This is a genomic window from Bacillus cereus group sp. BfR-BA-01381 (assembly GCF_022663555.1).
Classification (GTDB): domain Bacteria; phylum Bacillota; class Bacilli; order Bacillales; family Bacillaceae_G; genus Bacillus_A; species Bacillus_A pacificus.
The window spans coordinates 1-212 of sequence record NZ_JAKUFR010000365.1 but is presented as its reverse complement, the minus strand read 5'-3'; the positions used below and the strand labels follow the sequence as shown (position 1 = coordinate 212).

The window sequence follows — 212 nt, the reverse complement described above, 5'->3', positions numbered from 1 at the left end:
CGCCTTCGCCACTGGTGTTCCTCCATATCTCTACGCATTTCACCGCTACACATGGAATTCCACTTTCCTCTTCTGCACTCAAGTCTCCCAGTTTCCAATGCCCCTCCACGGTTGAGCCGTGGGCTTTCACATCAGACTTAAGAAACCACCTGCGCGCGCTTTACGCCCAATAATTCCGGATAACGCTTGCCACCTACGTATTACCGCGGCTG

The 212-nt window shown here is 53.3% G+C and carries 1 rRNA gene; it reads right to left on the bottom strand.

What is annotated here, in order from left to right:
• Positions 1-212 (bottom strand): 16S ribosomal RNA (locus MR079_RS29060); the annotation flags it as partial.